Source organism: Halobacillus sp. A1-3 (assembly GCF_050971765.1).
Taxonomy (GTDB): Bacteria; Bacillota; Bacilli; order Bacillales; family Halobacillaceae; genus Halobacillus; species Halobacillus mangrovi_B.
Genome location: NZ_JBPCEO010000001.1, coordinates 108,825 through 135,632, shown reverse-complemented (window position 1 = coordinate 135,632; position 26,808 = coordinate 108,825). Strand labels below are relative to the sequence as shown.

General features: G+C 41.0%; 29 protein-coding genes. 15 read left to right on the top strand and 14 right to left on the bottom strand.

The window, feature by feature from the left end; genetic code table 11:
- Positions 1-705: a CAP domain-containing protein gene (locus ACRYKC_RS00635; RefSeq protein WP_433804715.1), complete on the top strand. Its 705-nt coding sequence runs from the start codon at positions 1-3 to the stop codon at positions 703-705.
- Between the two features lie 56 nt (positions 706-761).
- Here ACRYKC_RS00635 and ACRYKC_RS00630 read toward each other — a convergent pair whose 3' ends face one another.
- Positions 762-1,109 (bottom strand): hypothetical protein, encoded by a 348-nt coding sequence (locus tag ACRYKC_RS00630; RefSeq protein ID WP_433804714.1) that lies wholly within the window; start codon positions 1,107-1,109, stop codon positions 762-764.
- A 148-nt stretch (positions 1,110-1,257) separates the two neighbouring features.
- Between ACRYKC_RS00630 and ACRYKC_RS00625 the strand changes: the two genes are divergently transcribed.
- The 3 genes from ACRYKC_RS00625 to ACRYKC_RS00615 all read left to right on the top strand — a co-directional run bounded on the left by ACRYKC_RS00625 (position 1,258) and on the right by ACRYKC_RS00615 (position 4,708).
- Positions 1,258-1,404: a hypothetical protein gene (locus ACRYKC_RS00625; protein ID WP_433804713.1), complete on the top strand. Its 147-nt coding sequence runs from the start codon at positions 1,258-1,260 to the stop codon at positions 1,402-1,404.
- A 221-nt stretch (positions 1,405-1,625) separates the two neighbouring features.
- Positions 1,626-2,840, top strand: a complete 1,215-nt coding sequence (locus ACRYKC_RS00620; protein WP_433804712.1) for a diguanylate cyclase domain-containing protein — start codon at positions 1,626-1,628, stop codon at positions 2,838-2,840.
- 428 nt (positions 2,841-3,268) lie between these two features.
- Complete coding sequence (locus ACRYKC_RS00615) at positions 3,269-4,708, top strand: amidase (protein WP_433804711.1); 1,440 nt, start codon at positions 3,269-3,271, stop codon at positions 4,706-4,708.
- Between the two features lie 35 nt (positions 4,709-4,743).
- Here the strand turns inward: ACRYKC_RS00615 and nagZ are convergent, their stop codons facing one another.
- Positions 4,744-6,009 (bottom strand): beta-N-acetylhexosaminidase, encoded by a 1,266-nt coding sequence (gene nagZ / locus ACRYKC_RS00610; RefSeq protein WP_433804710.1) that lies wholly within the window; start codon positions 6,007-6,009, stop codon positions 4,744-4,746.
- Positions 6,010-6,090: 81 nt separating this feature from the next.
- Complete coding sequence (locus ACRYKC_RS00605; RefSeq protein ID WP_433804709.1) at positions 6,091-6,843, bottom strand: alpha/beta hydrolase family protein; 753 nt, start codon at positions 6,841-6,843, stop codon at positions 6,091-6,093.
- 178 nt (positions 6,844-7,021) lie between these two features.
- On the opposite strand from ACRYKC_RS00605, the gene ACRYKC_RS00600 reads away from it, so the two are divergent.
- Positions 7,022-8,065 carry an ATP synthase beta subunit C-terminal domain-containing protein gene (locus tag ACRYKC_RS00600; protein WP_433804708.1) on the top strand — a complete coding sequence of 348 codons (1,044 nt, stop codon included), beginning with the start codon at positions 7,022-7,024 and terminating at the stop codon, positions 8,063-8,065.
- 67 nt (positions 8,066-8,132) lie between these two features.
- Positions 8,133-8,597, top strand: a complete 465-nt coding sequence (locus tag ACRYKC_RS00595) for an NUDIX hydrolase (protein ID WP_433804707.1) — start codon at positions 8,133-8,135, stop codon at positions 8,595-8,597.
- A gap of 156 nt (positions 8,598-8,753) precedes the next feature.
- Here the strand turns inward: ACRYKC_RS00595 and ACRYKC_RS00590 are convergent, their stop codons facing one another.
- On the bottom strand, positions 8,754-8,858 hold the full coding sequence (locus tag ACRYKC_RS00590; RefSeq protein ID WP_269749108.1) for a putative holin-like toxin: 105 nt from the start codon (positions 8,856-8,858) through the stop codon (positions 8,754-8,756).
- A 420-nt stretch (positions 8,859-9,278) separates the two neighbouring features.
- Between ACRYKC_RS00590 and ACRYKC_RS00585 the strand changes: the two genes are divergently transcribed.
- Together ACRYKC_RS00585 and ACRYKC_RS00580 are read left to right on the top strand one after the other, a co-directional pair.
- A complete protein-coding gene (locus ACRYKC_RS00585) occupies positions 9,279-10,451 on the top strand; it encodes an MFS transporter (protein ID WP_433804706.1) in 1,173 nt (390 codons plus the stop codon).
- 114 nt (positions 10,452-10,565) lie between these two features.
- Positions 10,566-11,873 (top strand): alpha/beta hydrolase, encoded by a 1,308-nt coding sequence (locus ACRYKC_RS00580; protein ID WP_433804705.1) that lies wholly within the window; start codon positions 10,566-10,568, stop codon positions 11,871-11,873.
- A 292-nt stretch (positions 11,874-12,165) separates the two neighbouring features.
- On the opposite strand, the gene ACRYKC_RS00575 is transcribed toward ACRYKC_RS00580, so the two are convergent.
- The 4 genes from ACRYKC_RS00575 to ACRYKC_RS00560 form a co-directional block, all read right to left on the bottom strand.
- On the bottom strand, positions 12,166-12,888 hold the full coding sequence (locus tag ACRYKC_RS00575; RefSeq protein ID WP_433804704.1) for a Bax inhibitor-1/YccA family protein: 723 nt from the start codon (positions 12,886-12,888) through the stop codon (positions 12,166-12,168).
- A gap of 207 nt (positions 12,889-13,095) precedes the next feature.
- Positions 13,096-13,419 carry an NUDIX domain-containing protein gene (locus ACRYKC_RS00570; protein WP_433804703.1) on the bottom strand — a complete coding sequence of 108 codons (324 nt, stop codon included), beginning with the start codon at positions 13,417-13,419 and terminating at the stop codon, positions 13,096-13,098.
- A 9-nt stretch (positions 13,420-13,428) separates the two neighbouring features.
- Positions 13,429-14,049, bottom strand: a complete 621-nt coding sequence (locus ACRYKC_RS00565) for a response regulator (protein WP_085027842.1) — start codon at positions 14,047-14,049, stop codon at positions 13,429-13,431.
- On the bottom strand, positions 14,030-15,382 hold the full coding sequence (locus ACRYKC_RS00560; RefSeq protein ID WP_433804702.1) for a sensor histidine kinase: 1,353 nt from the start codon (positions 15,380-15,382) through the stop codon (positions 14,030-14,032). Before ACRYKC_RS00560 ends, ACRYKC_RS00565 begins: the two co-directional genes overlap by 20 nt.
- Positions 15,383-15,569: 187 nt before the next feature.
- Here ACRYKC_RS00560 and ACRYKC_RS00555 point away from each other — a divergent pair, with 187 nt between their 5' ends.
- Genes ACRYKC_RS00555 through ACRYKC_RS00545 form a run of 3 tightly spaced genes read left to right on the top strand, consistent with a single transcriptional unit; the run spans position 15,570 to position 18,304 of the window.
- Positions 15,570-16,175, top strand: a complete 606-nt coding sequence (locus ACRYKC_RS00555) for an anthranilate synthase component II (protein WP_433804701.1) — start codon at positions 15,570-15,572, stop codon at positions 16,173-16,175.
- Positions 16,172-17,914 carry an aminodeoxychorismate synthase component I gene (gene pabB / locus ACRYKC_RS00550; protein WP_433804700.1) on the top strand — a complete coding sequence of 581 codons (1,743 nt, stop codon included), beginning with the start codon at positions 16,172-16,174 and terminating at the stop codon, positions 17,912-17,914. The genes ACRYKC_RS00555 and pabB overlap by 4 nt, the downstream gene beginning before the upstream one ends.
- A gap of 21 nt (positions 17,915-17,935) precedes the next feature.
- Complete coding sequence (locus tag ACRYKC_RS00545) at positions 17,936-18,304, top strand: thiol-disulfide oxidoreductase DCC family protein (RefSeq protein WP_433804699.1); 369 nt, start codon at positions 17,936-17,938, stop codon at positions 18,302-18,304.
- 27 nt (positions 18,305-18,331) lie between these two features.
- Here ACRYKC_RS00545 and ACRYKC_RS00540 read toward each other — a convergent pair whose 3' ends face one another.
- Both ACRYKC_RS00540 and ACRYKC_RS00535 read right to left on the bottom strand, forming a co-directional pair.
- Complete coding sequence (locus ACRYKC_RS00540) at positions 18,332-18,496, bottom strand: LPXTG cell wall anchor domain-containing protein (RefSeq protein ID WP_433804698.1); 165 nt, start codon at positions 18,494-18,496, stop codon at positions 18,332-18,334.
- Positions 18,497-18,607: 111 nt separating this feature from the next.
- Positions 18,608-18,817, bottom strand: a complete 210-nt coding sequence (locus ACRYKC_RS00535; protein WP_433804697.1) for a helix-turn-helix transcriptional regulator — start codon at positions 18,815-18,817, stop codon at positions 18,608-18,610.
- A 161-nt stretch (positions 18,818-18,978) separates the two neighbouring features.
- Between ACRYKC_RS00535 and ACRYKC_RS00530 the strand changes: the two genes are divergently transcribed.
- Positions 18,979-19,809, top strand: coding sequence for an STAS domain-containing protein (locus ACRYKC_RS00530; protein ID WP_433804696.1), 831 nt, complete (start codon positions 18,979-18,981; stop codon positions 19,807-19,809).
- A 43-nt stretch (positions 19,810-19,852) separates the two neighbouring features.
- Here the strand turns inward: ACRYKC_RS00530 and ACRYKC_RS00525 are convergent, their stop codons facing one another.
- Positions 19,853-20,863: an NADP-dependent oxidoreductase gene (locus ACRYKC_RS00525; RefSeq protein WP_433804695.1), complete on the bottom strand. Its 1,011-nt coding sequence runs from the start codon at positions 20,861-20,863 to the stop codon at positions 19,853-19,855.
- A gap of 136 nt (positions 20,864-20,999) precedes the next feature.
- Here ACRYKC_RS00525 and ACRYKC_RS00520 point away from each other — a divergent pair, with 136 nt between their 5' ends.
- Positions 21,000-21,734 (top strand): GNAT family N-acetyltransferase, encoded by a 735-nt coding sequence (locus ACRYKC_RS00520; RefSeq protein ID WP_433804694.1) that lies wholly within the window; start codon positions 21,000-21,002, stop codon positions 21,732-21,734.
- Position 21,735: 1 nt separating this feature from the next.
- Positions 21,736-22,443, top strand: coding sequence for an alpha/beta fold hydrolase (locus ACRYKC_RS00515; protein ID WP_433804693.1), 708 nt, complete (start codon positions 21,736-21,738; stop codon positions 22,441-22,443).
- Positions 22,444-22,481: 38 nt separating this feature from the next.
- On the opposite strand, the gene ACRYKC_RS00510 is transcribed toward ACRYKC_RS00515, so the two are convergent.
- Both ACRYKC_RS00510 and exaC read right to left on the bottom strand, forming a co-directional pair.
- The gene (locus tag ACRYKC_RS00510) at positions 22,482-22,850 is read right to left on the bottom strand and encodes a DUF779 domain-containing protein (RefSeq protein WP_433804692.1); all 369 of its coding nucleotides are present in this window, start codon (positions 22,848-22,850) and stop codon (positions 22,482-22,484) included.
- A 56-nt stretch (positions 22,851-22,906) separates the two neighbouring features.
- Entirely contained in the window at positions 22,907-24,427 is a 1,521-nt protein-coding gene (gene exaC / locus ACRYKC_RS00505) for an acetaldehyde dehydrogenase ExaC (RefSeq protein ID WP_433804691.1), read from the bottom strand.
- 202 nt (positions 24,428-24,629) lie between these two features.
- Here exaC and ACRYKC_RS00500 point away from each other — a divergent pair, with 202 nt between their 5' ends.
- Positions 24,630-25,505: a 5'-3' exonuclease gene (locus ACRYKC_RS00500; protein ID WP_433804690.1), complete on the top strand. Its 876-nt coding sequence runs from the start codon at positions 24,630-24,632 to the stop codon at positions 25,503-25,505.
- 32 nt (positions 25,506-25,537) lie between these two features.
- Here the strand turns inward: ACRYKC_RS00500 and ACRYKC_RS00495 are convergent, their stop codons facing one another.
- Complete coding sequence (locus ACRYKC_RS00495) at positions 25,538-26,800, bottom strand: helix-turn-helix domain-containing protein (RefSeq protein ID WP_433804689.1); 1,263 nt, start codon at positions 26,798-26,800, stop codon at positions 25,538-25,540.
- Positions 26,801-26,808 lie beyond the last annotated feature (8 nt).

The window sequence follows — 26,808 nt, the reverse complement described above, 5'->3', positions numbered from 1 at the left end:
ATGCTCAAAAAAATCTTTGTTACTATCGTTGCCGTCATTGCCATTGGACTCCTTTTTACAACAGGATTTTATCAACAATTTCAAAAGCCGAAAGCAGCCCTGGACAATATTACAGAACCTGTTCAAAACTGGTTTGAAAGAAACGATATTGATCACACAAGTCCGTTATTAGAATCTTTAAAGGAATTCTTCGAGACAGGAGAAATGCCTGAATGGACAATTGAAAGAAAAGAGACTATTCCGGCTGAGCCTGTGAGTGGAAATAAAGAAGGAAACACTCAGGAACCAGCAACCAAATTAGAAGAACAGTCCCCTTCTGTCTATGAGAGAACCGTAGTTGAGCTTGTGAATGAGGAGAGGAAAAAGCAGGGGCTGGCTCCTTTAGAAATGCACGAGCGCTTAAGTGATCTGGCAAGAGAGAAGTCTCAAGATATGGCTGATAAACAATATTTCAGCCACACTTCTCCGACCTATGGTTCACCTTTTGATATGATGAATCAATTTGATTTTAACTATCGTGCTGCTGGGGAGAATATTGCTGCTGGACAGCGAACTCCGGAAGAGGTTGTTGAAGGGTGGATGAATAGTAAGGGGCATCGGGAAAATATATTGAATGACGCTTTTACGCACATTGGTGTTGGTTACGTAGAAGATTCCGGCCATTATGGTACGTACTGGACACAAATGTTTATGAAACCTATATAATCAAAGGAAAAGCCTCTCAAGATATGGTCGGATGGCCATGTCTTAAAGAGGCTTTTTTACATGTTTTTTTCATTGGTTAAGGAGTGGACATAGCCTTTTACAGTCATACGGTCTGTTTCTTTTTCTGATTGAGACCATTGAAAAACAATTAGCCAAAGGGTTACTAACATGAAGATCATCCCGGAGTACATATAACCTGAAGTCGGACGTGATGCGTAAAAATAATAAGTCAATTCATGATAAGTGAAAAACAGTATCGTCGTAAGCGTGAAGTAGCCAAACTTATGGATAAATGACAAAGGTTTTAAAAATTTACATCGTAGTATGAGAGGACCCCAATAGACAATGGAACTGATGGTAAGCAGCATGAGGTGAATAGGGTAACCGACTGCTTTAGGCATCATAAGGGAGAGTTCATAACTGAGTAGGGTACCCACGAAAAAAATAAAGGTGCTCAGTAGGAGTCGCTGGCTGAGATGGACCACCCAGCGGAGTGATCTTCTAAACCAAAGGTGGTATCGGTTAGCCCACAAAATCAAAGAGGGAGCAATAATGAACGAACAAAAGCTTCGTATTACATTTTCGACCGTATGGCTCCCGTTTATGTTTATAAAACCTACCGTAATGATGCATAAGGTGATGAGACTGATCCAAAGCGTTCTAGTCTGGAATCCTGACTTCATGAAAAGCATTCGATGATCATCTCCCTGCAATCTTTGGTTTAATTTTCCCCATATAGTCTGGATTAAACGCTAGAGTCTTTCACGTTTACATAAAATTTGAATTATTTGAATTTTTATAATTAAATGTAGGAAGTTTGTAATAGTTAATGGTATAATTTCATAGTTGAATTCAGAAATTTTTGTTAAAATATGGGATAGATGTGAAAATCAAATGAATAAAGAAAGAAGTGGAATGTGATGAGTGGTATCGATCGTTTGATGGCTAAAAGCTCTGCTATCGCAAGCGTTCTTCATATGACCCAAGACTCCATCGCAATCATTGAGAGGAAGGACAGTGGCTGGTTCTATACATATATGAATAAAAGTATGATGAATCAATATGGAGATCAGACAGGGAAAGAGATTATTCACGCACATTCCTACCTATTAGGTAACCAACTGTCCCTAGCTGTAGAGAAGGCTGATAAAGAGGTTACGGCTGAACTGCAGTGTTTTTCCTGGTCTAATCATGAAGCTTTTTTACACAGGTTGGAGAAGTCAAAGGCCTACCTGATTACTTTCAAAACCTTGCTTGGAAGTGAAAATGATAATGGTGATACTCCCTATGAAGCTCTTGTAGAGAAGTCGCCGGATTCGATATTTGTATATGACCACTTGGATCAAATCGTCTATGTAAATAACGCTGCTTTAAGGTTGTTAGGGGCGTTAAAGAAAACAGATATCATTGGAAAAGACATAGATGTCATCTTTGGTGATGGGCATCAGTCACGAGGGAGATTAATCTCTGAGGATAAAAGCTTTTCTCTGGAAGAGAGACAGATTAGACGATTTGACGGAAGGCTCGTCGATGTAGAATTAAACAGCGGGTTAATTGGTCGTGGAAACAGAGAACTCACACAAATCACTTGCAGAAATGTTACTGAACGAAGAAGACAACTAAACGAGCTGAAGGAAATGGCCTATTACGACCAATTGACTCAAGTTTACAACCGCAGGTATTTTTATGAGCAGCTTCAGAGAGAAATAAATAGTACAGAGGAAGTTAGCTCCTCGCTCTCCGTTTTATTTATTGATCTAGATAACTTTAAAGAGATTAACGATCAATATGGTCATCACATTGGAGATGAGGTCCTAGTCATTTTTACCAAAAGGGTAAAACAAATGTTACGATTAACGGATACTTTCTCGAGGCTTGGCGGCGATGAATTTGTTGTTTTACTTTCGAATCTAAAATCATCAGAGGTTTCTCAACGGATTGCCGAGCGGATGATGGAAAGTATTACTCGGCCAATTACTATAAACGGGTACACTTTGTTCATCAGTGTTTCGATTGGTATTGCAAGCTATCCTGAACATGGTGGAAGTCTTGAGATGCTAATGACAAATGCTGACCACGCTCTTTATGAAGCGAAGAAAAAAGGGCGGAAGTGTGTAGAAGTGTACCGGATGTAAGAAAACAGAGGCTTCTCAGTAGAGGAGCCTTTTTCTTTCTAAAAACTGATCGAATAAATATGCATATAATAGGATTTGTACCATTAAATAGTAGTTAGTGAAAGAATCTAATAAAGATAACTTAGTTTAGGAGGTTCCCGTTTGCTATAGATGGAACTTGGGTGTACGGAAATTGAATCGTCTTAATAAATGGGTCCGTTCATCATAGTACAGGTGGGTTGGCTGGAAAATGACGAGACTCCCGCGGGAGAAGGAGCTAGGCGAGACCCCACAGAGAGCGTAGCGAACGAGGAGGCTTGCCAGTTCCCCCGCAGGAAAGCGAGTTGTTTTCCAGCCGACCCTAACTTTTATCACGCAACGGACCGAAAAAGACTGTCTTCAGGAATAGGAGGGTTTGTGGTGGAAGGGATTAATTATCGAGATGGATAATGTTTGATATAGTAAGGTTTAATAGAATGTGGAAAGGGGAGACGGTTATGGAAATTAGAGAACTCCATTCTTTTGACGGAACAGAGCTGCTGAAAATGATGAAAGAAAATAAAATCAGCCGTAAAGAAATCATTGATCATTTTAAAACAGTGATAGATAGAAAAAATCCTTTTCTTAACGCTGTCGTACATAAAACCTATAAGGAAGAGGCGATAGAGGGAGAGTTTCAAGGACTTCCGTTTCTCATAAAAGACTTAAACGCCATGAAGGGTTATCCTCTCAGCTTTGGATCCAAAATCATGGAGGGGTTTGAAGCTTCTGCGGATGACGAGATCGTCAGACGATTTAAAAGGGCTGGCTTGACGATTTTAGGCAAAAGCAACACGCCGGAATTCGGTTTTACTCCCGCTACAGAATCCGTCCATCTCGGTTTTACAAAAAACCCATGGAACCCGGATTATTCGCCGGGCGGATCCAGTGGAGGAGCGGCGACGGCCGTAGCTGCAGGGATGGTTCCTTTCGCTCATGCAAGTGATGGAGGAGGTTCCATACGCATTCCTGCATCAAACTGCGGACTTTTTGGATTGAAGCCTACGAGAGGGCGGACTCCTTTTTCTTTAAGATTAAATAGTTTAGCCGTCAGCCACGCACTGACTCGTTCGGTCCGTGACAGTGCTGCTCTCCTGGATGAATTGGAAGGACCGCAAGTAGGGGATTTATTCGCTACTCCTCAACGAGAAGGTTCTTATGCTGAAAGAATCAATGAAATGCTGCCTCCTCTTAAAATTGCTTATCTAGCGGACTTCAAAGACTTGATGGATATAGATAAGGATGTTGTAGAGGCTGTGGAACAAACCGCTCGTCTGTGTGAATCTCTTGGGCATCATGTAGAAATCGATTATCCAGACTTTGACCTCCATCGTTTTATGGAAGCGTTTGTGACTGTATGGGTAGTGGGAGGGGCACTGGCAGTTAAAGAGGCTGCAAGGATAAATGGAAGAGAAGCTTCTGCTCATAACCTGGAGAAGATGTTATATACGTTAATCAAAAAAGGCTCTGGCTATTCAGCTATGGAGTACGAAAGAGCGCGTGTGTATCTTGCTGATGAGAGTGCAAAAGTATACAGGTTTTTTGAAAAATATGATGTGCTATTGACTCCTGTAACATCGAAGTCTGCCTTACCTTTAGGGTGTTACAACGGAGAACAAAAAACAATCGATGAAATTCTTTCGGTCTCTGCTCAATATGCTCATCTTTCGCCAGTGGCCAACGTAACAGGACAGCCGGCCATGAGTGTCCCGTTGTATTGGAATGATGTAAATGTTCCAATTGGCTCTCATTTTATGGGAAGGTTTGGAGATGAAGCAACTTTATTTAAATTGGCTGCGCAGCTGGAAGAAGCTCAACCATGGTGGAATCGATATGAAGAGTTGGTCTAACAAAAAGGGAACCCTATCTTTCAGGATAGGGTTCCCTAATTTGTTTCATTACGAAGCTTGGTGATTTGCTCATTTAACTGTTCGAAATCGATCTCTGTTTGCTCATCTTTCGATAGGTTATATTTCTCTTTAGTTCTTAAGATTCTGGTGACACTGTCGTCAATTTGTTTTTTTGAAATTGTACCTTCCTTGACCGCTTTTAACAAAGCTTCTTTCACTTTATCGAAATTTCCGTTTCTTGTATCTGTTAATAATACCATATCTGACCCTGCCTGAATCGCTTTAACCGTAGCTTCATTTGTTCCGTAGTTTTTCGAAATGGCTCCCATGCCCATATCATCTGTTATAACAAGTCCATCGAAGTTTGCTTTCTCTCTCAAAAGGTTCTGGATAATTGTTGAAGAGAATGTGGCCGGCTGTGCTTTATCCAATTCAGGAAATAAGATGTGAGCAGTCATTACGGCCTCTGCTCCTTGATCAATGGCTTCCTTGAATGGTTTTAATTCGAAGTCATCAATCTGAGACATTGACTTTTCAATAACAGGCAGATTGACATGTGAATCCACGGAAGTATCGCCGTGTCCAGGAAAGTGTTTGAGAACAGGAATAATCCCTTCTGATTGAATCCCTCTCATTTCAGCTACTCCCATTTGAGTCACATGCTTAGGCGTATTACCGAACGAGCGGTCACCAATGACTTGATTTTCAGGATTATTATTGATATCCAGGACGGGTGCAAAGTTCATATTCAGTCCAAATGCTTTTACTTTCCTTGCTAGCAGTTTCCCTGCAGTAAACGCAAGTTCAGGATCATTTTCCGACCCGATCTTGTAGCTGGAAGGAAGTTTTTTAAGTGGCGTTGGAATTCGGCTGACACGCCCGCCTTCTTCATCGACACCTAGAAACATTGGGGTAGGGTTTGATTCGTTCGCTTTTTTCGCTTCGTTAACTAGTGTTTGAAGTTGATCCGTGTTTTGTATGTTTCTGCCTAAAAAAATCACACCACCAACTCTGCCATCAGCTATCATTTGTTCTTCTGATGGGGCGAGGCTAGTTCCTTCCACCCCGACATACAACAGTTGAGTGATCTTTTCTTCTAAAGGCATATTTGAAACTTTGGTAGACACAGCTGGCTTTATTTCAGGAGTAGCAAGTGAGGTCTCTTTCCACAAATGTTTACTGTGTGAAGCCGCTGTTTTTACTTCTTCCTTTTCCGCTTGCAGAGAGGATTGGGTGGTCACAAGGATGAAAGTCAATCCTATTACAACCAACGCTCCTAAGATTATGATAAGTGGTTTCATACAGCCTCCTAGTTATGTAGTAGTAACGATCCGTTTAATTATATTTTTTACTGCCTCTGACATTATTAAACGGCCACGATGTTAAAAATGTTTTCTAAGCCATGCGCATGTAATGGCTTCTACTTCGTTTAAGTGCTCCATAAAGCTGTGTTGAGCACCTTTTATTACTTCGAGCTTCGAATTTTCCGGAAGCCATTTCATTCCCTTTTTGGTGAGCGGCATCAGAATTTCCTCTTCCCCTTGGTCGCCATGAACAATCAGCGTCGGACATGTTATGTTAGACAAAAGCTCCTGCTGGTCACATTGTTCAAAATCCAATAACATTTGACGAGCAATTTTAATTTCAGGTCTATACGGATCTTCCACTGGTAGAGTCAGGACGCCTGTTGCCGTGAGTTCCTTCAATTGAGTGGAGCTAAATTCGTCAGTCCAGTCATAGCGAACAGGCCCAGTGCCGGCCCCTGTTAATAATAGAGTATTAACATAGGAAGAGTTGTAGGCTTCTAGACAAACACGCGCTCCTAAACTATGACCATACAAAGCAATATTCTCAAACCCAAGTCCAACAGCGTAATTGATGGCAGCAGTTAAATCCATCACTTCACCAGCGAGTGTGAGAGGGCGGTCGTCGCTGTTACCACATCCACCAAAATCAAATCTCAGAACATTATAACCCATCTGTTGGAACGTTGAGGAGAAGCGGTCAAACCGCCCTCTGGACGAGCGATTAGAACGGAAGCCATGACACATGATCACCAACTTTCCATTTGTCCCCCTCTGGAAAACCCCAGAAAGCCGTAAACCCGCATTATTATAGAACGTGATATTATCCATTATTTACCACCTCAAGTCATCCAGGTATTACCAAATATATTTATTGTTATTTCTATCTTAACATGGAAAAGAGCGTTTTAGTTTTACGTTTTAAAGTAAATTATTTTACTTTATAATTAAATTTTTATTGCTTTATAACGTAATAAAGATTACTGTAAAACGTAACAGGAGGTAAAACATGGAACAACTACACTTAAATGTATCACTGTTGAGAAGAAGAGTGCCTAATTTAACGAAAGCGGCCAAATCCGTAGGGCTAAGACCAGCTACAGTCTCTAATCTTTGTACAGGAAAAATCTCTGTAGGGAAGACAGAGGTGCGCACATTAGTCGCTTTGGCGAATTTAGCTGGCTGTAGCTTAGATGAATTAATAATTCGAGGGGAGCGATATGAGATGATTGAAACTGGAATCAAGTCGATCGATTTATTTGCACCTTTAGCTAAGAAAGGTACAGCTGGATTAGTAGTAGCCAGGCCGGGGATGGGACAATTAGTTGTCCTGGCTGAGATTTTCCATCGATTGAAGAACCATGGATATAAGATTGTCTTATTGCATCCCGAAGGAGATTACCCAGAAGTCAGTGATCTTAAAGAAGACCTTGATGTAATATGCTACACGGTTGAAGAAGCAGAAGAGGAAGTTCTGAATATAGGAAAGGCAAAAGAGGTCCTTTTTATTGCAGATCGATCCTATGTAATAGATGGAACCATCGTCAAGCTGCAGGAGAAGTGGACCGACCTGAAATCTGTCACTACGTTTCTGCTTGATCTTAAAGGGGAGGCTATAGATGAAAATCTCCCTTATGGTCCATTAGAAACGCTCTGGCACTTTGATAGCGACTTGGCAGCGAGAAGGATCTATCCTGCGATCCACCCGTTACAATCAACCTCTACTGTATTGGAAGGAGCCAATCTAGAACAAAATCATTTTTATATTCAGCAAAAGGCGAAGAAGCATCTGCGCCGCTACAAGGAATTACGTTCGATCGTTCAAGTTAGCGGGATGGATCCTTTATCCTCAGCAGACCAACAGGTGTACAAAAGAGGAGAACTCCTTGAAGCGTATTTAAGTCAGCCCTTTTATGTAGCAGAAAATTTTACTGGAATAAAAGGTGAACACGTTCCTCTTGATCAAACCCTCAGGGATACTAGGAAAATCCTTGACGGTGCAGAAGATCACAAGTTAGCCAAGGAGCTTATGTCTATAGGAGCTCTTTTATAAAAAGGAAGGCTGCCCTGTTCATATGTCGGCCTCGCAATCTATAATGGTTGGGAAAAGGAGGAGGATAATGGATTATATTACTTATTTACGTTCGATGGTCGGAAAAGAAAAAGTATTGATGACGGTTTGCGGCACCTTTGTTATTGATCAGGAAGGACGTGTTCTCTTACAACTGCGTTCAGATACAAAAGAGTGGGGGATCCCAGGTGGGTTTATGGAACTAAATGAAACAGTCGAAGATACTGCTCGTCGTGAAACAAAAGAAGAAACAGGGTTAAATCTTGGGGAATTAGAACTTTTCGGTGTTTATTCAGGACCAAACTTACATAAAACCTTCCCAAATGGCGATCAAGTAGCACTTGTGCAAATCCTTTTTACCTGTCGTGACTTTTCTGGTTCATTTGATCTTAATGATGAAGAAACCCTTGATGCGAAATTCTTCCCTCTTGATGACCTTCCTGAGAATATTTTCGAAAAGCATCGCTGGTTTTTAAAAGACTTAATGGAGAAGAAACCTCCTGTCATTGGATGATGCAGAAGTGAATATTCTGTGGTAAACTGAATATAGATAAAACGTGTCTTGAATAAAAAAGAGGCTGCAGCGACAACTGCAGGCCTCTCCGATAGCGGTCCTCAGGGATCGGCTACTCACAGAGGAATAGACCTCTCCCGTTGGCAGACAGGAGGTCTATTTTTTATTGGTCAATTTAATGACCAACGCAAGCAGAGCAATAAGGAAAGTTCCAGACGAAAACAGAACCATGAACACCTCATAGATACTCAAAAAAGGCATCACCCCCTTTCACATAAAATAAGGGGGCAGCCGACCTCCATATAATCGAACCGCTATCTGCTGTCATTGTATCATAGGAAACCTAGGTCATTGGGACGAAAATTAACCCATAAAAATTCTTTTAATAGAGTTATTTAAACATAAAATTATTTAAGAACCTAAGACTCAGTTTGAGACATTTATGTGAATAATGGTGGGTGTGAAAACGACTCGCTTTCCGTTGTATAAGTAACAGATCCTCATTGACTTGAACAAGCCCTTTACCATTAGCTAGGATTACATACTCTCGTAATATAATAAAAATACGAAACTAATGGAAAATTTTTTTCTTATAAAAAAACGGTTACATAGTTTTAGGTAAAAATGGCCGGGGTATCTCCTGAAAATGTATTAATTAACAAACATCCAGGAGGTATCATCATGTCGAAAGGAAAGAGTATACATGCCCTTGTCATCCTTATGTTCACCCAGTTCATTTCAGGTGGGGTAACGAACACTAAGGGTATTGTACTAGATCAAGTAGAAAAAGACTTAGGGCTGGATATGAGCCAGTTCGGTCTTGTCGTTTTTATTTTTCAATTAGGTTTTACGCTAGCCAGTGTGCTTATTGGCTATTATACCGATAAAAAAGGATTACGGATTATGACAACAATAGGGGCCATTATCATGGGAATCGGATTCCTTGGCACAGGTTTAGCCCCTAATATTACGTTCTTCTTAGGCTTTTATATGATTGTAGGTTTTGGCTTAGGATCTTTAGGCGTGGCATCGAACGCGATTGTACCTGCAGCCTATCCTAAGAAGCAGAACCAAATGTTCAACTTTGCGATGGGAGTGTATGGACTGGGTATGGTCCTATTTCCTCAATTCTTGAATTATCTCTTTCAGTTTGCCTCTTGGCGTTATTTCTATATAGGAATTGCTGCAAGTCTCATTGCCGTCATTATTTATATTACGTCAGTCTCCTTTCCTTCAGGGAAAGGAGAAAAAATTGATTTCAAAGCATTTATTCCAATGCTTAAGGATGCTCAATTTGTATTTTTAATGGTTTTCTTGGTCTTTGAGGTTTCCGCTGAAGTATCCTTTATGAACTTTTTCCCAACTTATCTCAAATCCCTAGATTTAGGTGGGTTATCTACGGCTGAAAAAGAAGATATGGTAGCGGCTATTCTCTCTCTTTTCTCAGTATTCTTTATGGTTGGAAGACTAGCCATCGCTTATCTTACGAACTGGGTCAACGAACGAGTCATTCTTATTACGTTCTCAGCTGGTTCGTTACTGATGGTAGGAGTAAGCTTTTTGGTAGCCAATGATTTTCCTTACTTGTTCGCTGTAGCAGGGTTATTTTTCTCCACGTTATTCCCGACAGCCACAGCATTTGGAACACAGATTTCTAAAGCGAGCGGTTCAGCGCTTGGTTTAATTTATATCGCTGCGGGAATCGGTGGAGGAATTGCGGGTTATATTGTAGGTCTAGCCTCCGAAATTTTCGGCCAGGCCGGCGGTTTCAGTATCGTAATTGTATTCCTTCTGTTAATGTTCCTGACAACATTCTTTATGAATAAAAATAAATCTAGTTATCATACCACCTAAGGCAAAGCATCGTCTGTACTACAGGCGATGTTTTTTACTGCTTCTTAATTTAAAGTGATATGCTTGTAATAAATATAAATAACAAAATATGGTTATCAATCAGGGGGGTCTTTTATGTGGAAATGGGTGCCGGGTGTGATGGTATTTCTTTTACTTATTGCCTCGGGATGCGGTGAAGGTTCAAATGTTAAAAAGGAGGGGGAGAATAAAATGAATACTGAAGATATTGCAGGGGAGTGGAGGGGAGCGATTCAAGTCCCTAACCAGCCACTAGAGATCGAGGTTACATTTGAAAAAGAAAATGGAATAAAAGGTTCAATCACGATTCCTGCTCAAAATGTGGAAGGATTCTCGCTGACAGATATCCAGCTTCAAGAAAAACAGCTGTCTTTTCAGATGCTCATTTCTGGCCAGTCTCTTAACTTCAGCGGAGTGATGGAAGGCGATGAGATTAGAGGGACGTTTACTCAAGCAGGACAAAGCTTCCCATTCAATTTGAAGAAATCCTCTGGAGATCATAAGTCAAAACAAGATGAAGAAGAATTCATGACTATAGAGACAGATACTGGAACGTTATACGGCTCCATTGCACTTCCAGAAAAAGGGAGTATCTTTCCGGTAGCTTTGATCATTCCGGGATCAGGACCTACAGATCGTAATGGTAATGGTCCCGGTGGCAAGAACAACAGTCTCAAGCTTTTGGCAGAACAGCTGGCAGCACAGGGGATTGCTAGTGTACGGTATGACAAGCGAGGAGCAGGGAAGAATGCTCAAGCGGTTATTCCTCAAAAAGAAATAAGGTTTGAACAGTTTGTTCAAGATGCTAGTAGGTGGATGGAAAATCTGAACAATGATGGACGTTTTAATAAGTTAGCTGTTATTGGTCATAGTCAGGGGTCTCTGGTCGGCATGGCGGGAGCAAAAGAAGCAGACGTAGACGCTTTTATATCGATTGCTGGAGCCGGGAGACCGATCGATCAAATATTAAACGACCAGCTTAAAGATAGTTTGCCAGAGGATGCCTATCAAGAGAGCTTATCCATTCTTAATGCACTACGAAAAGGGGATACGGTACCAGAAGTTAGTAACTCACTCCAGAGTGTCTTTCATCCAACTGTACAGCCATTCCTTATGTCCTGGATGGAGTATGACCCTCAAGAGGTAATCAAGTCGTTGGATGTGCCGGTGCTTTTAGTGAGCGGAGAACATGATATACAAGTACCTGTAAAAGATGCTGAATTACTGAAAGATGCTAAGCCTGACGCGGAACTGTTGATGATTGAAAAGATGAACCATGTGCTAAAAGAAGCCCCTGAAGATCGTGAAGAAAATCTCACAACATACGGAGATCCATCGAAGCCTCTCGCAGAAGGACTCGTACCAGGAATCGTGGAATTTCTAAAAGAAAATGGCTTCAACTAAATACTTCATAATACTATAGTGCTAATTTTTGATTTAAGTGGCTTATTCTATAAAAGCTCCCTTATCCTTAGGGGAAATGGCTCGCTTTCCGCGGGGATGACGGCAAGCTCCCTCGGTTTGTCAACCTGCGGGATCTTGCTAGCCATTCTAATCCCGCAGGAAAGCGAGTCGTTTCCCACACATCAAACCTTACCCTAGGTAACGAACCTAAGTTAGCTCGAAATCTAGTCTTCCACAATCCTGCTATATATAACTAATTTATTGAAAAAGGAGCGCCTTTCAGCACTCCTTTTTATCTTCTGATCTTTTGTAAAAGGCGAAGGATTTCGATATACAACCAGACAAGGGTGACAATCAGTCCGAAAGCTCCGTACCATTCCATATGTTTCGGAGCTCCTCTTTTAGCACCTTCTTCAATAAAATCAAAGTCCAAAACAAGATTCAGTGCCGCGATCGCTACGATGAATAAACTAATCCCAATTCCCACAGGTCCGCTTGAGTGGAGATAAGGGACTTGCATGCCAAAGAATATATTCAGGATAAAATTGATTAAATAGACAACAAAAATGCCGAGGGTAGCGGAAACAACCATCAACCTGAAATTCTTCGTCACTTTAATAATTCTTGTTGCATAAAGAACCAGTAGAACGCCCATCACTGCTAGTGTAAGGGAAGCTGCTTGAATGACGATACCGGTATAACTGGCTTCGAAAAAAGCGGAAATACCACCAATAAAAAAGCCTTCCAGTGCTGCATAAATGGGGGCAGTGATAGGAGCGGCTTTAGGGATGAAGGCTGTGATTAATGCAAAGATTAAGCCGCCAATGGCACCAATAACCATCATCAGCGTTACATTAGCACCTAAAGAATACTGATACCATGTGTACGCTGCCGTCCCGAGCAGAAAGAGGAATAATAAGCTTATTTTTGCTACTGTTCCTCCTAAAGTCATCGTAGCTCCTGCACTTCTTGATTGAAAGGTATCGTTTTTAAGCACCGGATTTCCTGTTCTCATAACCTTCACTCCTTTCTGATAAAATCTATTAAATTATAATTGCGGTTATTCTTAAAAGCTATACAAGATGATGAATGTCAAAGCTTCTCGCTTGATCAGCTTCTTCGTCCCACTCCACGTGGATTTCGAAAGTCCCTTCTTTTAAAAAGTAGGGGAGGCGTTTGCGAAAGGAAGGCTGCATAGGTACTTGGGCTAGGTCTTGAATTTTTACCCAATGAAGATCTCCCTCGGAGGAGTTTCCAAAAGTTCCCCTGAAAAGTCGTTTGTTATGTAGTTGAATATCAAATAGTGGTCCAACGTTTCAGGGTTAACATACTCATTGATTCCTTTGAAGCGAAGGTTCTTCACGTCAAGTCCTGTTTCTTCTTTAACCTCACGTATCGCACCCTCAACAATAGCTTCAGGGAAATCTACCTTTCCTCCAGGAGGGATAAAGCCATCGAAATCGTTCCTTTTTCTGTCGATAAGCAAAATGGAATCTCCGTCCTTGATCATACATGCCATCCATGCTTTGAAGTTGATTTTAGCCATTTGAATCTCCTAGTGGGTGTACCATTTGTACAATTTCTTAGGTCTGCCAATTTTTTGATGACTGACGACTTGCTTTACTTTTCCTTCCTCAAGAAGGTGCATCAAATAACGGTAAACTGTGGGATAAGCAAGACCGATTTTTTTAGAGATCACATCGACAGAATATGGTTCGCGGTTTTCTTTTAAGAAATTAGCGATGGATTGAAGGGTCCCTTTACTGATCCCTTTAGCTGTAAAGACGTCTTCCTCTTCTTCTTGAACATTTTTCATATTCGCGATTTGTGCATGTAGTTTAATTCGGGAAATCAAGTCTGGGGCTTTTACTGGTTTTAAGGCAAAATCCGTTGCTCCTTCTTCAAGAAATCTGTCGGCAATTTCCTGTCTCTCATCTACAGTTAAGACGAGAATGGGAATATACTCATTTTGTTTCCGGATTTCACGGACAGTTTGTAGACCGTCCATTTCAGGCATATGGTAATCTACTAAGATGACATCATATTCCCCTGACTTGAATTTCTCGATGCCTTCTCGACCGTTCTCTGCTGTATCAGAATCCCACTGGGCATGTTTACAAAATTCGGTCAGCATATATCGAAGTGATTCATCATTATCAATGATCAAAATTTTCATCGCGTACCCTCTCCTTCGGTATATGAATCCAGAACGTCGTGCCGAATCCTTCTTCACTCTCAATCGTCAACTCAGCTCCGTGTTCCTTCACCACACTTTTAACAAATGTCAATCCTACTCCTGGATGGGATTTCGTGCTGTATCCCGTATTCCAGATTTTCTCGATATTCTCTTGGCTAATTCCATGGCCGTTGTCTTTCACGCCAATTAATATGCCAGGATGATCCATCTCAGTACAAATGGTTACTCTTGCATCCGATTGTCCTTCTACAGCGTCACTGGCATTATCAATGAGGTTGACAAGGGCCCGTGTCATACGGATTTTATTAATATGAATTTCAATACGATCATCGGCCTTAAGGTCAAACTCATAAATGGTGTCAGATTCGGATAGTTTATTAGCTCTGACATATTCAATAAAAGTTTTTAATGTACACCAATTTTTCTTTTCATGGTACAAGATTTCTGAAACCATATCACTGGTGGATTGGATGGAAGATGAGATTTTATTCGTATAATTAAGAATCTCAGGGTCTTCTGTCTTCATTTGAATGAGAGAATTCAAGCCTTCCATCAGTGATAAGGGGGTTTTCAAGTCATGGACAAGGTGAAGAGCTTCACGTCCTGATCGTGACTCAACCATGTCGAGCCTTGCGATGTCTAAGTCCTGTCTCATCTTTCGTTTTTGCTCTGATACAGTTAAATAGATAGTGAGGACGAGGGCATTAATAAACGAAACCCCACATAAGACAAGGCTGTAAAAAGAAAGAGCTCCATTAAAACCGAGCTGCTCGGCAATTAATTTAACCTCTGTGGATAAAGGGCCGCCTCCGAACCCGAATGCAGTCAGGAAGGCTACCGTGTCTAGCCATTGAAAGCCAAATAGCAGCTGTGTAAGGATAAAAGCTTTAAATAATGGTCGCAACTGTCCTTTTCCTAGCAAATGTAAGATAGCTATAGATAATAACAAGAGTAACGCCGGTCCGCCAAAATGATAGTTTAATACACTATAACCGTTTATGATGAGATAAACCAGAGGGATAACGGTCAAAGGGACAATAAATTTGATCCATCCCTTTCCGGTATGGGCACTCAGTTCATCTCCTAATAGCAAGGCCCCGATATAGTGAGGGAAAGCTCGTATAGTGTTGAGAAGGACTAGAGCGAAAGCTGCGAGCATCAAAGTAGTGCCATCAGGTTCCTTCCTGAGTTTTTCCATTAACGATCCAAGGCCTGACAATTCAACAGTAAGCCAAAGGGGCATCGTAGCCCCAATTATAATTAAAGCTATATTGATCCAGAAGCCTTTTGATTGAATTATGCTTTGCTTCATTGAGTCTACCACCTAACGACGATCAATCTTTCTTTATATTCTAATACAGCTACCAGTATTTTTCGATTCTTTTTTACTTGAAACCACTAAAAGTCTAATGGAAGAACAGGCAGCAAATGGGATGGATTTGGTCGTATTAGCTTGTATAATAGAGGAGTAGGACAATTTTTGATTTGAGGGTGCGCGTATGATTTTAATCATCGATAATTATGACTCATTCACATACAATTTAGTTCAATATTTTAAGCAGTTGGACAACCATGTAGTCGTCTATAGGCATGACAAAGTGACGGTAGCTCGAATAGAGGAAGCAGACCCGGACCTGATCGTATTGTCTCCTGGGCCTGGCCACCCTGAAGAGTCGGGCGTATGTAAAGAGGTGGTAGATGTCTTTCATCAGAAAACACCTATACTTGGGATTTGCCTGGGGCATCAGTTGATTGTGGATTATTTTGGAGGAAAAGTAGCAAAAGGCCACAGACCGATGCACGGCAAAGTTAGTGCCGTCACACACGACGGGAGGACGGTATTCGAAGGAATGGAGACCCCATTAAATGTCACTCGTTATCATTCCCTTATTACACCTGCTGAGAACCTCCCTTTATCACTCGAAGTCAGCGCACGTACAACGGATGGTGTCGTCATGGCGATTCGCCACAAAGAGCTTCCGATAGAGGGCCTTCAATTTCATCCAGAATCCATTTTGACAGAGAGTGGGTTTGAAATGCTGGAGAATGTTTATCGTAATGCTTTAGCCATTAGAAACAGGCAGTTAAGTGGGGTGCTTGTATGAATGATCCTTATCTATTATTTGAATTCAAAGATTCAGATGGGATGCAAAAGTCAAAAGTGTTTACCAAACCAGAGCAGGTGGTTAAGGCAACTACCCTGGGGGAAGTAGAAGAGGCATTCCAACGTGTAGAAAATTTTCTCGCTCAAGGGTTTTATGCAGCCGGCTACGTCTCCTATGAAGCTGCTCCTGCTTTTGACTCTGCTTTTACAGTTTCACCGAATGCAGAGTGGCCTCTTGTGTGGTTCGGAATATTTAAAAGCCCCGAATCCTTCCAGGATCCTGGGCAATTAGGCTCTTATGAAATAACAGAATGGCAGGCTGATGGGAATTTCCATCAGTATGAAGAAGGAATTAAGAAAATTAAACAAGCGATTGAACAAGGAAATACGTACCAGGTTAATTACACGACAAGACTTCAATCGACATTTCGTGGGGATGATTTCTCGTTTTACAGACAGCTGGCCGATAATCAGAAATCTTCTTACAGTGCCTATTTAAACATGGGGGATTATCGGCTATTGTCCGCTTCCCCTGAGTTGTTTTTCCGACTTGATGGAGATACCATCATGACAAAACCCATGAAAGGAACAGCTAAACGGGGAAGGTGGACAGCTGAGGATGAAGAGCAAAAGAAGGGGCTTTATTCATCTGAAAAAGAACGCTCAGAAAACCTAATGATTGTAGATCTCCTCAGAAATGATCTTGGTAGAGTAGCTGTACCGGGGTCTGTAAAAGTTCCTCGTTTATTCGAAATTGAAACATACCCTACCCTTCATCAGATGACCTCCACCATCACAGGAAAGCTTGCGAACAGCATAACGATGATGGAAGTATTTCAGGCCCTTTTTCCTTGCGGGTCGATTACTGGGGCTCCAAAAGTAAGGACGATGGAGTACATTGAACAACTTGAACAATCTCCCAGGGAGGTATATTGCGGTGCGATTGGATATATGACCCCTGATCACGAAGCCGTATTCAACGTCCCGATCCGAACAGTAATGATCAATCATGTTTCTGGAAAAGCCATTTATGGCACAGGGGGAGGGGTGACATGGGATTCTACATCGAAAGGAGAATACGAAGAAATTTATACGAAGGCACGCCTCCTTACTGAAAAGAGACCAAGCTTTGAGCTTTTAGAAACGATGAAGCTTTTAAATGGAAGTATCCCTTTGCTTGAACGACATCTAGGCAGAGTAGCCCTGTCCGCCCGTTATTTCGATTATCCTCTGGATATTCAAAAGCTGCGTACAGAACTTGTAAAAATTGCTGCTGAGTATGAGAGCGGATCATATAAGGTTCGGATATTAATCGACTCGTCTGGAATGCCAAGCTTCGAAGTGACTGCTATAACGGAAACCATAGAAGAAGTCACATGTTCACTTGCAAGAAAGCCGATCGACGAAAGCAACCCTTTCTTTTATCATAAAACGACTAACAGGGCGATGTATCGTGAACACGATGATCCTCAAGCTTTTGCTGTCTTATTGTGGAATTCAAAGGGACAGCTTACGGAATTCACTATCGCAAACCTTGTTGTTAAAGAAGGAGAGGATTATTACACGCCTCCTGTGGAATCGGGTTTACTCGCAGGGACCTTCCGACAACAGCTTTTAGAAGAGGGCAGAATTAAAGAGAAGGTTATGTATAAAAAAGATCTCCATCATTTTAATGAAATATGGATGGTTAACGGTGTGAGGGGATGGGTGAGAGTTAAGATGGCCCGTCAAAAATTATAGAAGATTAAAGGAGATGAATAAATGAAGCACATAGTATTTTATGATGCCCAATGCCCCTTTTGCTTTCAAGTGAAAAGGATTTTTCGTAAATTTGATTGGCTCAACCAAGTGAAGTGGGTGTCTGTTCAGGAAGTGGAGAAATCTGGGAAGTATCCATATCTTGAAGGACTTAACACCTTAGATGAAATACACATGCTTACGAAGCAAGGGGAGATCAAGCAAGGGTTTGCTACCATTCGTCACCTTTTACTCGTACTTCCTCCGGTCTCGATTCTAGGTCTGATTTTATATTTGCCGGGAATGAATCGAATTGGATCTCCTTTATACAGGTGGTTTTCCAGCCGTCGGTATCAGTGGTTTGGCCGCTATGATATTCCGCGATATGCATAAAAAAAGATCTCCAGTTGGGAGGTCTTTTTATTTTTTCTTCTTTTTTTTCCTGAAGCTAAATATCCCTAAAATGATAACAATGATTCCAAAAATAAGTGCTTGCCAACTATCGTTTACAAGCCCTTGATAGAGTCCATTTGCTATGAAAAGAATACTTAACAATATAAAAATGAACAGAGAAACCTTATTCATCTACAAACCTCCTTTTTCTGTATCTAATTCACAATTAGAACTGGGTTAGCTCCTGCTCTACTGGTAACTCCATAATAGAGGCCCGCTACACCTGTTAAATGATTAAGCCTATCACTCAATATTTTCATCTTTTTCAAAAATAAATAAATCTTCAATATGACAATCGAAAATTTGCGTTAATTTGTGAGCAAGCACGAGAGATGGCTTGTATTTTCCCTTCTCCAGTGAGATGACGGTCTGTCTGGAAACGTTCAGTAATACGGATAGTTGTTCTTGGGTCAGTTGATGTATGCTTCGTTTCTCACGAATCACATTTTTCATAAAGCCCTCCGTTTAGTAAAGTTAGCTTTACGTAAAGTTTATTTTACTAAACCTGTGTTGGTCAACACATCATTTCTAAAATAGAAATGGACAGATAAACAATTTACAAAACATCAAAGCCCATTTATTATATAAGTATAATAATTAAGAGGAGAGCGGTTATGAGTATTCCTTACACCTATATAGGTGAAAAAATTACTGAAAACAAAGAAGAGGTAGCATTAATCTTGACCCAATTGGAGAAGGAAGAGAAAGCGGGCGAATTAAGTACTCGGCTGAACGAAAAAAGGCTGGAGATGCTGAAATTTATAGCGGAAGGACTTCTAAATAAAGGGATGTATAGTGTAGAGAGAGTGGAGCAATGGATTTCAGAGACCGGAGAAATAGGCTGGGAAGAGGGAGTTCCGCTTCAATATCTTCAAACATCCATGAATCTTTTGAAAAATGCAATCTGGTACATATTCGAAGAGGACCGACTGAACCAATCGTTCTCTTCTGCAACGATTCTCTACGTCATTAAAACCATTTCACCTTTATTTGATACGGTTACATCGAAGCTTAGCGACGTTTACATTAATCATCACCAGGAAGAATGGGAAAAGGCTCAGGAGGTAGTGGAGGAGCTCTCTGTTCCGGTTGTCCCGATAACAAAGGGAATTGCTGTTTTGCCGCTCATTGGAGAAATTGATTCTAATCGTGCTCAATTAGTCATGGAAACATCTTTACAGCAAAGTACAGAACTGGACTTGAGTCATTTGTTTATTGATGTTTCCGGAGTTCCTGTTATTGATACAGTGGTTGCTCATAATATTTATCAGGTTGTTCATGCTCTTGAATTAGTAGGAGTGAAAACGACCATGACTGGCATTCGTCCGGAAATTGCGCGCTCTGTTGTAGGGATGGGAATGAAATTCACGGAAATCCCAACTAAAGCTAGTTTGCATCAGGCGCTAGATGACATTGGACTCATAAAAGAATTGAATAAAGAGTAGAAAAGGGTCTCATAACGAGACCCTTTTCTTTATGATTACCTTTTTATGATGAGTGGGATGGCTCGGCCACCTTGACGAGCTGCTTTCCTAAATTGGAACCCTCAAATAAGCCGAAGAAGGCGTCTGGAATATTTTCAAATCCTTCTACAACCGTTTCTTCATAAGTCAGTTTTCCTTCTTTCAACCATTTAGAAAGCGCATCGAATCCTTCTTTAAAACGATCCTGATAGTCACCTACCGTAAATCCTTTGATCAAGGCGCTGGATTTGATTAAATGCATCTGCATTCTTGGTCCTTGGTCATTCGGTACATTGTAGGAGGCGATTGCACCGCACTGAGTAATTCGCGCAAACTTGTTGAGCTGTGGGTACACAGCGTCTGAAATGTCTCCGCCTACATTGTCAAAATAAACATCAATGCCATTTGGGCACGCCTTTTGGAGCGCTTCGTACACATTTTCTGTTTTATAATTGATGGTTTCATCAACGCCTAGCTCCTCTTTTAAGTAGCTGGTTTTCTCATCAGAACCAGCAATGCCGACAACTCGACAGCCAACGATTTTACCAATCTGTACAACAGTAGTTCCTACAGCACCGGCGGCCCCAGAAACGACAATCGTTTCTCCTTCATTAGGCTGTCCGATATCCATTAATCCAAAGTAAGCGGTTAGTCCAGGCATACCCAGGACTCCTAATGAAGTTGTGATCGGTCCTAGACTCGGGTCGATTTTTCGAAGAGAATCAGCTTTTGCTACGGCATATTCCTTCCAAGGAAGCATCCCTGTAATGATATCTCCTTCAGAAAGGTGAGAGGCCTTTGATTGTACGACTTCTGCTATAGCACCGCCTTCGATCGGTGCGTTCAGTTCAAAAGGAGCAATATAAGACTTCGCGTCACTCATCCGTCCCCTCATATAAGGATCGACGGATACATATAGCATTTTGACTGATACTTCCCCTTCACCAGGTTGTGGCTTTTCGCTTTCTACCATTTCAAAATGTTCATGGGTAGGTGCAGCTTCTGGTCGTTTTACCAGATGTATTTCATGGTTCATCTACAAAACTCCTTTCCGAAATCTATTCCTATTGTATCTTGGAATAGGGGAGAGATGGAATTGATTTGATTACCAAACAAGATTTGGATGCGTTACTATAGACATAATGAGAGGTACTCAGGGAGGAATCAGTGTTTTGAAGAAAGAAAGATTATATGAAAAGGTAAAATTCGTACAAGGGGAGAATTTTGTTACGATTGAAGATACTCATCAATTATCGGCTGAAGAAGTCCTAATGTTAGCTGAAGAACTGGTAAAGGATGAACGTATCCAAAAAGTAGATCATTTAACGATATTAGTGCAAAATTCTTTCCCGGCGCAGGTTGGTACGCTTCTTGAAAATCTTCAATTCAAACTCCACGATGAGAGTATTTTCTTCCGCTGTGATTTGCAGCACATAGAGCCTGAAGACCCCTTTGAACTAAAATCGTTACATGAAGTTTCGGTTGAGCAGTTTAATAACATTTGGGAAAAGGCTATGCAGGGTTCACCAAACGCTTCTCCCTCCTTAAGTATGGAGGAACAGATGAAAAGTGTAGAAAAAGAACTGGGACCATCCTATAAGGACTCATGCTGTATCGCCTATGAACAGGGACGGCCCATAGGCGTTGTCATGCCTCACATCGAACCAGGAACAAAGGAAGAGGGTCGTATTTTTTATTTCGGGCTGATTCCTGAGGAGCGGGGAAAAGGAAAGAGCTCTGCTTTATATCATCAAGGCTTATTTCTATTGAAAAATAAATTTGGAGCTTCTTACAGCATTGGAGCAACAAGCCTCAGAAATGTTCCGATGCAAAAAGTATTTGAAAACAATCAATGCAAGGTTATAGATCGTGTGAAAGTATACAGACGAAAGAATGGAGGGGAGTAGGTTGCAGTTACATACGTCAGTTAAAGGTGAAGGAGACCCCATCGTCTTTTTACATACAGGACTTCAAACAGGAGAAACAGACTTTCAATATCAATCGGAGTATTTAAGTAATTATTATCAAGTGCTCTTGCCTGATTTGAGAGGTCACGGCAATTCTTTTAGCGATGATTTCAGCGATTTTTTTGAAGACTCAGCGAAAGATTTAGAAGAAACTTTAGACGGTCATCATATTGATTCTGTTCACTTAGTCGGCTGCTCGCTGGGAGCCCTTGTCGGGATCTTTTTTGCTCAACTCTATCCAAACAGGGTGAAGAGTCTGTGCTTATCAGGAGTATTGCCTGAAAAGCCTGCAAAATGGAGGTACATGCACAGACAAGATGTGGAGAGGCAGCGTCGGCTGCTCAGGAACGAAGAACAGGTCCAATATTTTAACCAATTACATAATACCAATTGGCGAGAATTTATTTATTTAGCGCGAGATGAGGAATGGTATCCTTTTGCACAAACAAAGGCTGTAAAGGAATTGCAAGTCCCTATTTTATATTTAACTGGAGAAAACAACTATTATGAAATAAAGGGCGTCTCCATTTATGGTGAATGTGAACACGTCCATGTGGCTGTTTTGCCATTCGCTGGTCACTTAGTCCATCAGGATCAGCCGGAGCTTTATACATCCATACTAGAGCAATTTATAAAAAGACACACATAAAAGACGCGTCCCCGCTTCATGAGGGCGCGTCTTTACAATTAGACTTGATTAGCAGCTTTCAATTCTTGATACTCTTCATCTGTAAAGGCCCTTGACCTTGATAAAAATCTCTTTCCTTCAACCCCTTCCAAGGAGAACATTCCACCTCGGCCATCAACGACATCAATGATTAACTGAGTATGCTTCCAGTAGTCATACTGTTGTTTATTGATGTAAAAAGGGGTTTGACCGATTTCCCCAAGTAAAACATCTTGACTGCCAATCAGCAGGTCTCCCTCTTGGTAGCACATAGGAGAACTGCCATCACAACAGCCCCCCGATTGATGAAACATGAGAGGGCCGTGTTTTTCCCTTAACTTACCGATCAAATCGAGCGCGGCATCCGTAGCGGTTACACGTTCGACCATTTTATTTCATCTCCTCACGTAATGTTGTATTTCCTTGAAGAGAGAGGACAGGACGTTTAAAAGAACCCAAGCTTCTGAGGGCTGTAGCTTACGAGCATATTTTTCGTCTGCTGATAATGATCGAGCATCATCTTATGGTTTTCTCGTCCTATTCCGGACATCTTATACCCGCCAAAAGCGGCATGGGCAGGATAGGCGTGGTAGCAGTTGGTCCATACGCGTCCTGCTTCAATTCCTCTGCCGAAGCGGTAAGCTGTGTTCATATCACGAGTCCAAACACCTGCACCTAAACCGTAAAGAGTGTCATTTGCAATACTCATGGCTTCTTCCTGGTCTTTGAATGTTGTGACAGATAGAACAGGTCCGAATATTTCTTCCTGGAATACGCGCATTTGGTTATTCCCTTTGAAAATAGTCGGCTGGACGTAATATCCATCTTTAAAGTCTCCATCCATTTGGTTTCTTTCTCCTCCAACAAGACATTCAGCACCTTCTTCTTTACCGATTTGAAGGTAGGAAAGAATTTTCTCGAGCTGCTCGGATGAAGCTTGAGCCCCCATCATGACCTCAGGGTCAAGTGGGTTGCCTGATTTAATGGATTTCACTCGTTCAATTGCACGGTCCATAAATTGATCGTAAATGGATTCCTGGATCAAGGCACGTGAAGGGCACGTACAAACTTCTCCTTGGTTCAAGGCGAACATGACCATTCCTTCAATCGTCTTATCTAAGAAATCGTCATCTTCTCTCATCACATCTTCAAAGAATATGTTTGGTGATTTACCCCCAAGTTCAAGCGTTACAGGGATGATATTTTGTGACGCGTACTGCATGATCATACGGCCGGTAGTGGTTTCTCCAGTAAACGCAACTTTATTGATTCTAGGGTTTTGGGCTAGAGGCTTTCCTGCTTCAAGACCAAAGCCGTTGACGACATTCAACACTCCATCAGGCAAAATATCCTCAATCATTTCAAGGAAGTATAGGAGAGAAGCGGGAGTCTGCTCTGCTGGTTTAAGCACAATAGCGTTACCAGCAGCTAAAGCAGGGGCTACTTTCCAAACAGCCATTAAGAGTGGGAAATTCCACGGAATGATTTGTCCTACGACGCCAAGCGGCTCATGGAAGTGGTAAGCAATTGTATCATTATCAATTTGTCCGATCGAGCCTTCCTGGGCACGGATAACGGAGGCAAAATAACGGAAGTGATCAACAGCAAGAGGAATGTCGGCGTTTAACGTTTCGCGAACAGCTTTACCATTTTCCCATGTTTCTGCTACGGCAAGTTTTTCTGAATTCTCTTCCATACGGTCTGCAATACGGTTGAGGATTAAAGATCTTTCAGCTGCAGAGGTCTTACCCCAGGCATCTTTCGCTTTATGTGCAGCGTCGATTGCAAGTTCGATATCTTCTTCGGTGGATCTGGCTACCTGACAAAAAGGCTGGCCAGTCACAGGTGTGACGTTTTCGAAGTATTCGCCTTTTACAGGGGGAGTCCATTTTCCACCAATAAAATTATCGTAGCGTTCTTTGTACTGAACAATGGACCCTTCTGTGTTCGGAAATGCATAAACCATTGTGTTCATTCCTCCTATATTATAATGATTGAGAGCGCTTACATATAAAGGTATGTAAATGTAAGTCACGTACTTTGAAACTATCACTTTAACAGAATGTTGTCAATTATTAGAAAATAAAGGCGTTTGTACTCTGTTTTTCTGCAGCCTTTACACCATTTGTTATAATAGTTTTATCCAGTGTAGAAAAGGAGAGCGTAAGATGACGACAACGAACAGAATAATGCTTGTTGATGGAATGGCGCTATTGTTCCGTGCCTTTTACGCTACAGCAATGAGCAATTATTTTATGATTAATAGTAAAGGGATTCCTACCAATGGTGTATACGGAATGATGAAACACCTATTTACAGCCGTTAACAAATACCAGCCTACACATGTTGTGTGCTGTTGGGACGTGGGAAGCAAAACCTTCCGTAATGACATGTTTCCAGAATACAAGGCCAACAGAGGGGCACCGCCTGAAGAGCTCATTCCTCAATTTGACTTGGCGAAAGAAGTCGTTGAGTCATTAAATATCCCAAATGTGGGAGAAGTGGGCTACGAAGCGGATGATTGCATGGGTACGCTCAGCCGTTTATACAGCGAGCACTCTCAAGTGTTCCTTTTGACAGGCGATCAGGATTTGCTTCAGTTATTAAAGCCAAACGTACGGGTTGTATTACTGAAAAAAGGTTATGGGAACTATGCGGAATATCATGAAGATTCCTTTGTAGAAGAAAAAGGAATCACGCCTTCGCAGATGATCGATCTTAAAGCTTTGATGGGCGACAGCAGTGATAACTATCCAGGAGTTAAGGGGATAGGGGAGAAGACCGCGCTGAAGCTTCTTCTAAAGTACGAAACCATTGAAGGTATTCTTGATAACTTGGACGAATTGACAAAAGGACAGCGTGCCAAGATTGAACAGGATCTCGAAATGCTCCATCTTTCGAGAAAACTTGCCAGAATTCACTGTGAAGCAGGTATCGATTGCTCTCTGGATGATGCGCTATTTTATATTGATGATGATAAGATGAGCTCTAAATTTGATGATTTGGAATTTAGAAATTGGAAGAAAAATATCCTAGGTCAATAAAGGAACGGGAGCATGAGGTGCTCCCGTTTTTCTTATAAGAGGTCTTTTTTTGGAGAATGATTAAAGCTATTTGCTTTCTTGAAATAGGTAGCTGATTTTTTGTAGAGTCGTTTTTCAAAACATAGTTTAGCTAAAAGCTCTAAAAAATATCGATAATCTTCAAAGTCATTCGATTGCTTTAAATCTGGGATGATTTCATTCTCTAACTTTCGTAAAAAGAAGTCTTCATGCATTGTATTATTCATACGGCACTTTAGAGTGAAAAGCTTATGTTTATATTTTATGTGGTTGTATTTCTCTGCTAAGACTTCTCCTGATGCAAGGAAATCTCTTGATCTTTCAATATCGCCATTGTAATAACAAGTCAAAGCAAGTAAATAGGTAGTATTTGAATTGAGGATATTCTCGTCTGTTTCAATACCGTTGGCCCGTTCTAAATAATCGAAAGCAAGGTCGTATTTTTCCTGATGAATATAAATAGCTCCAAGATTATGAAAGACTCTTCTTTTCTCCAAAGGTTTTAGCTGATATTTAGCCATTTTTAGTAAATTAAGGAAATATCTTTCGGCAATAGTATGGGAATTCATTCTATTGTAATTGATAGCTATAATCATGATGCTATCTATGATCTTAGAGTAATTAAGGCTTTTTTTGTAGCCTTCAATTGCCTTTTCGCCATAAAAATTTGATTCAACAAATTGCCTCGTATGAGAGTAGGTTAAGGATAAATGAAAATAGACTTCAACCTCATTATAGGAAATTTGATTAAGTAAAGAGAGGGCTTTTAAAAAATGGTGAGAGGCTTTTATAAGTTCAAAATTCAGAAAATAATGAAGCCCAATAACTTTATGGTAAAAGAACTGATATTCTATTGTTGAATTTACTTGAATCCCCTCTAGCTCTCTATATGTTCCATTGTCCAAAAGTTGATTCGTTTTTGTCATGCGATGCCTAGCAGCAATCACTTTAAATAAATTTAGTAAATCAATGTTATGATTTTCTTGGAGCGCAATTTCGCATTTATTTTTTAAATGATCCATTAGAGTAAAATCCCGTAATTGCGAAGCCTCATGCCAATCGAGTAAGTTTTGATGAATCTCCTCATCAAACTCTTGGTTAATCTCAATTAGTCGTATACCTAATCGGTCTCCAAGGAGACGATAAATATTTTCACTGGCCTGTATTGTGTTATTTTCGATCTTACTTAAGTAAGAAACAGAGCAAACCCCCTTAGCGAGTTCCTCCAGTGTAAGATCTCTTAGTTTTCGATTCTGTTTAATAAGCGAACCTTTCACTAAAAGCC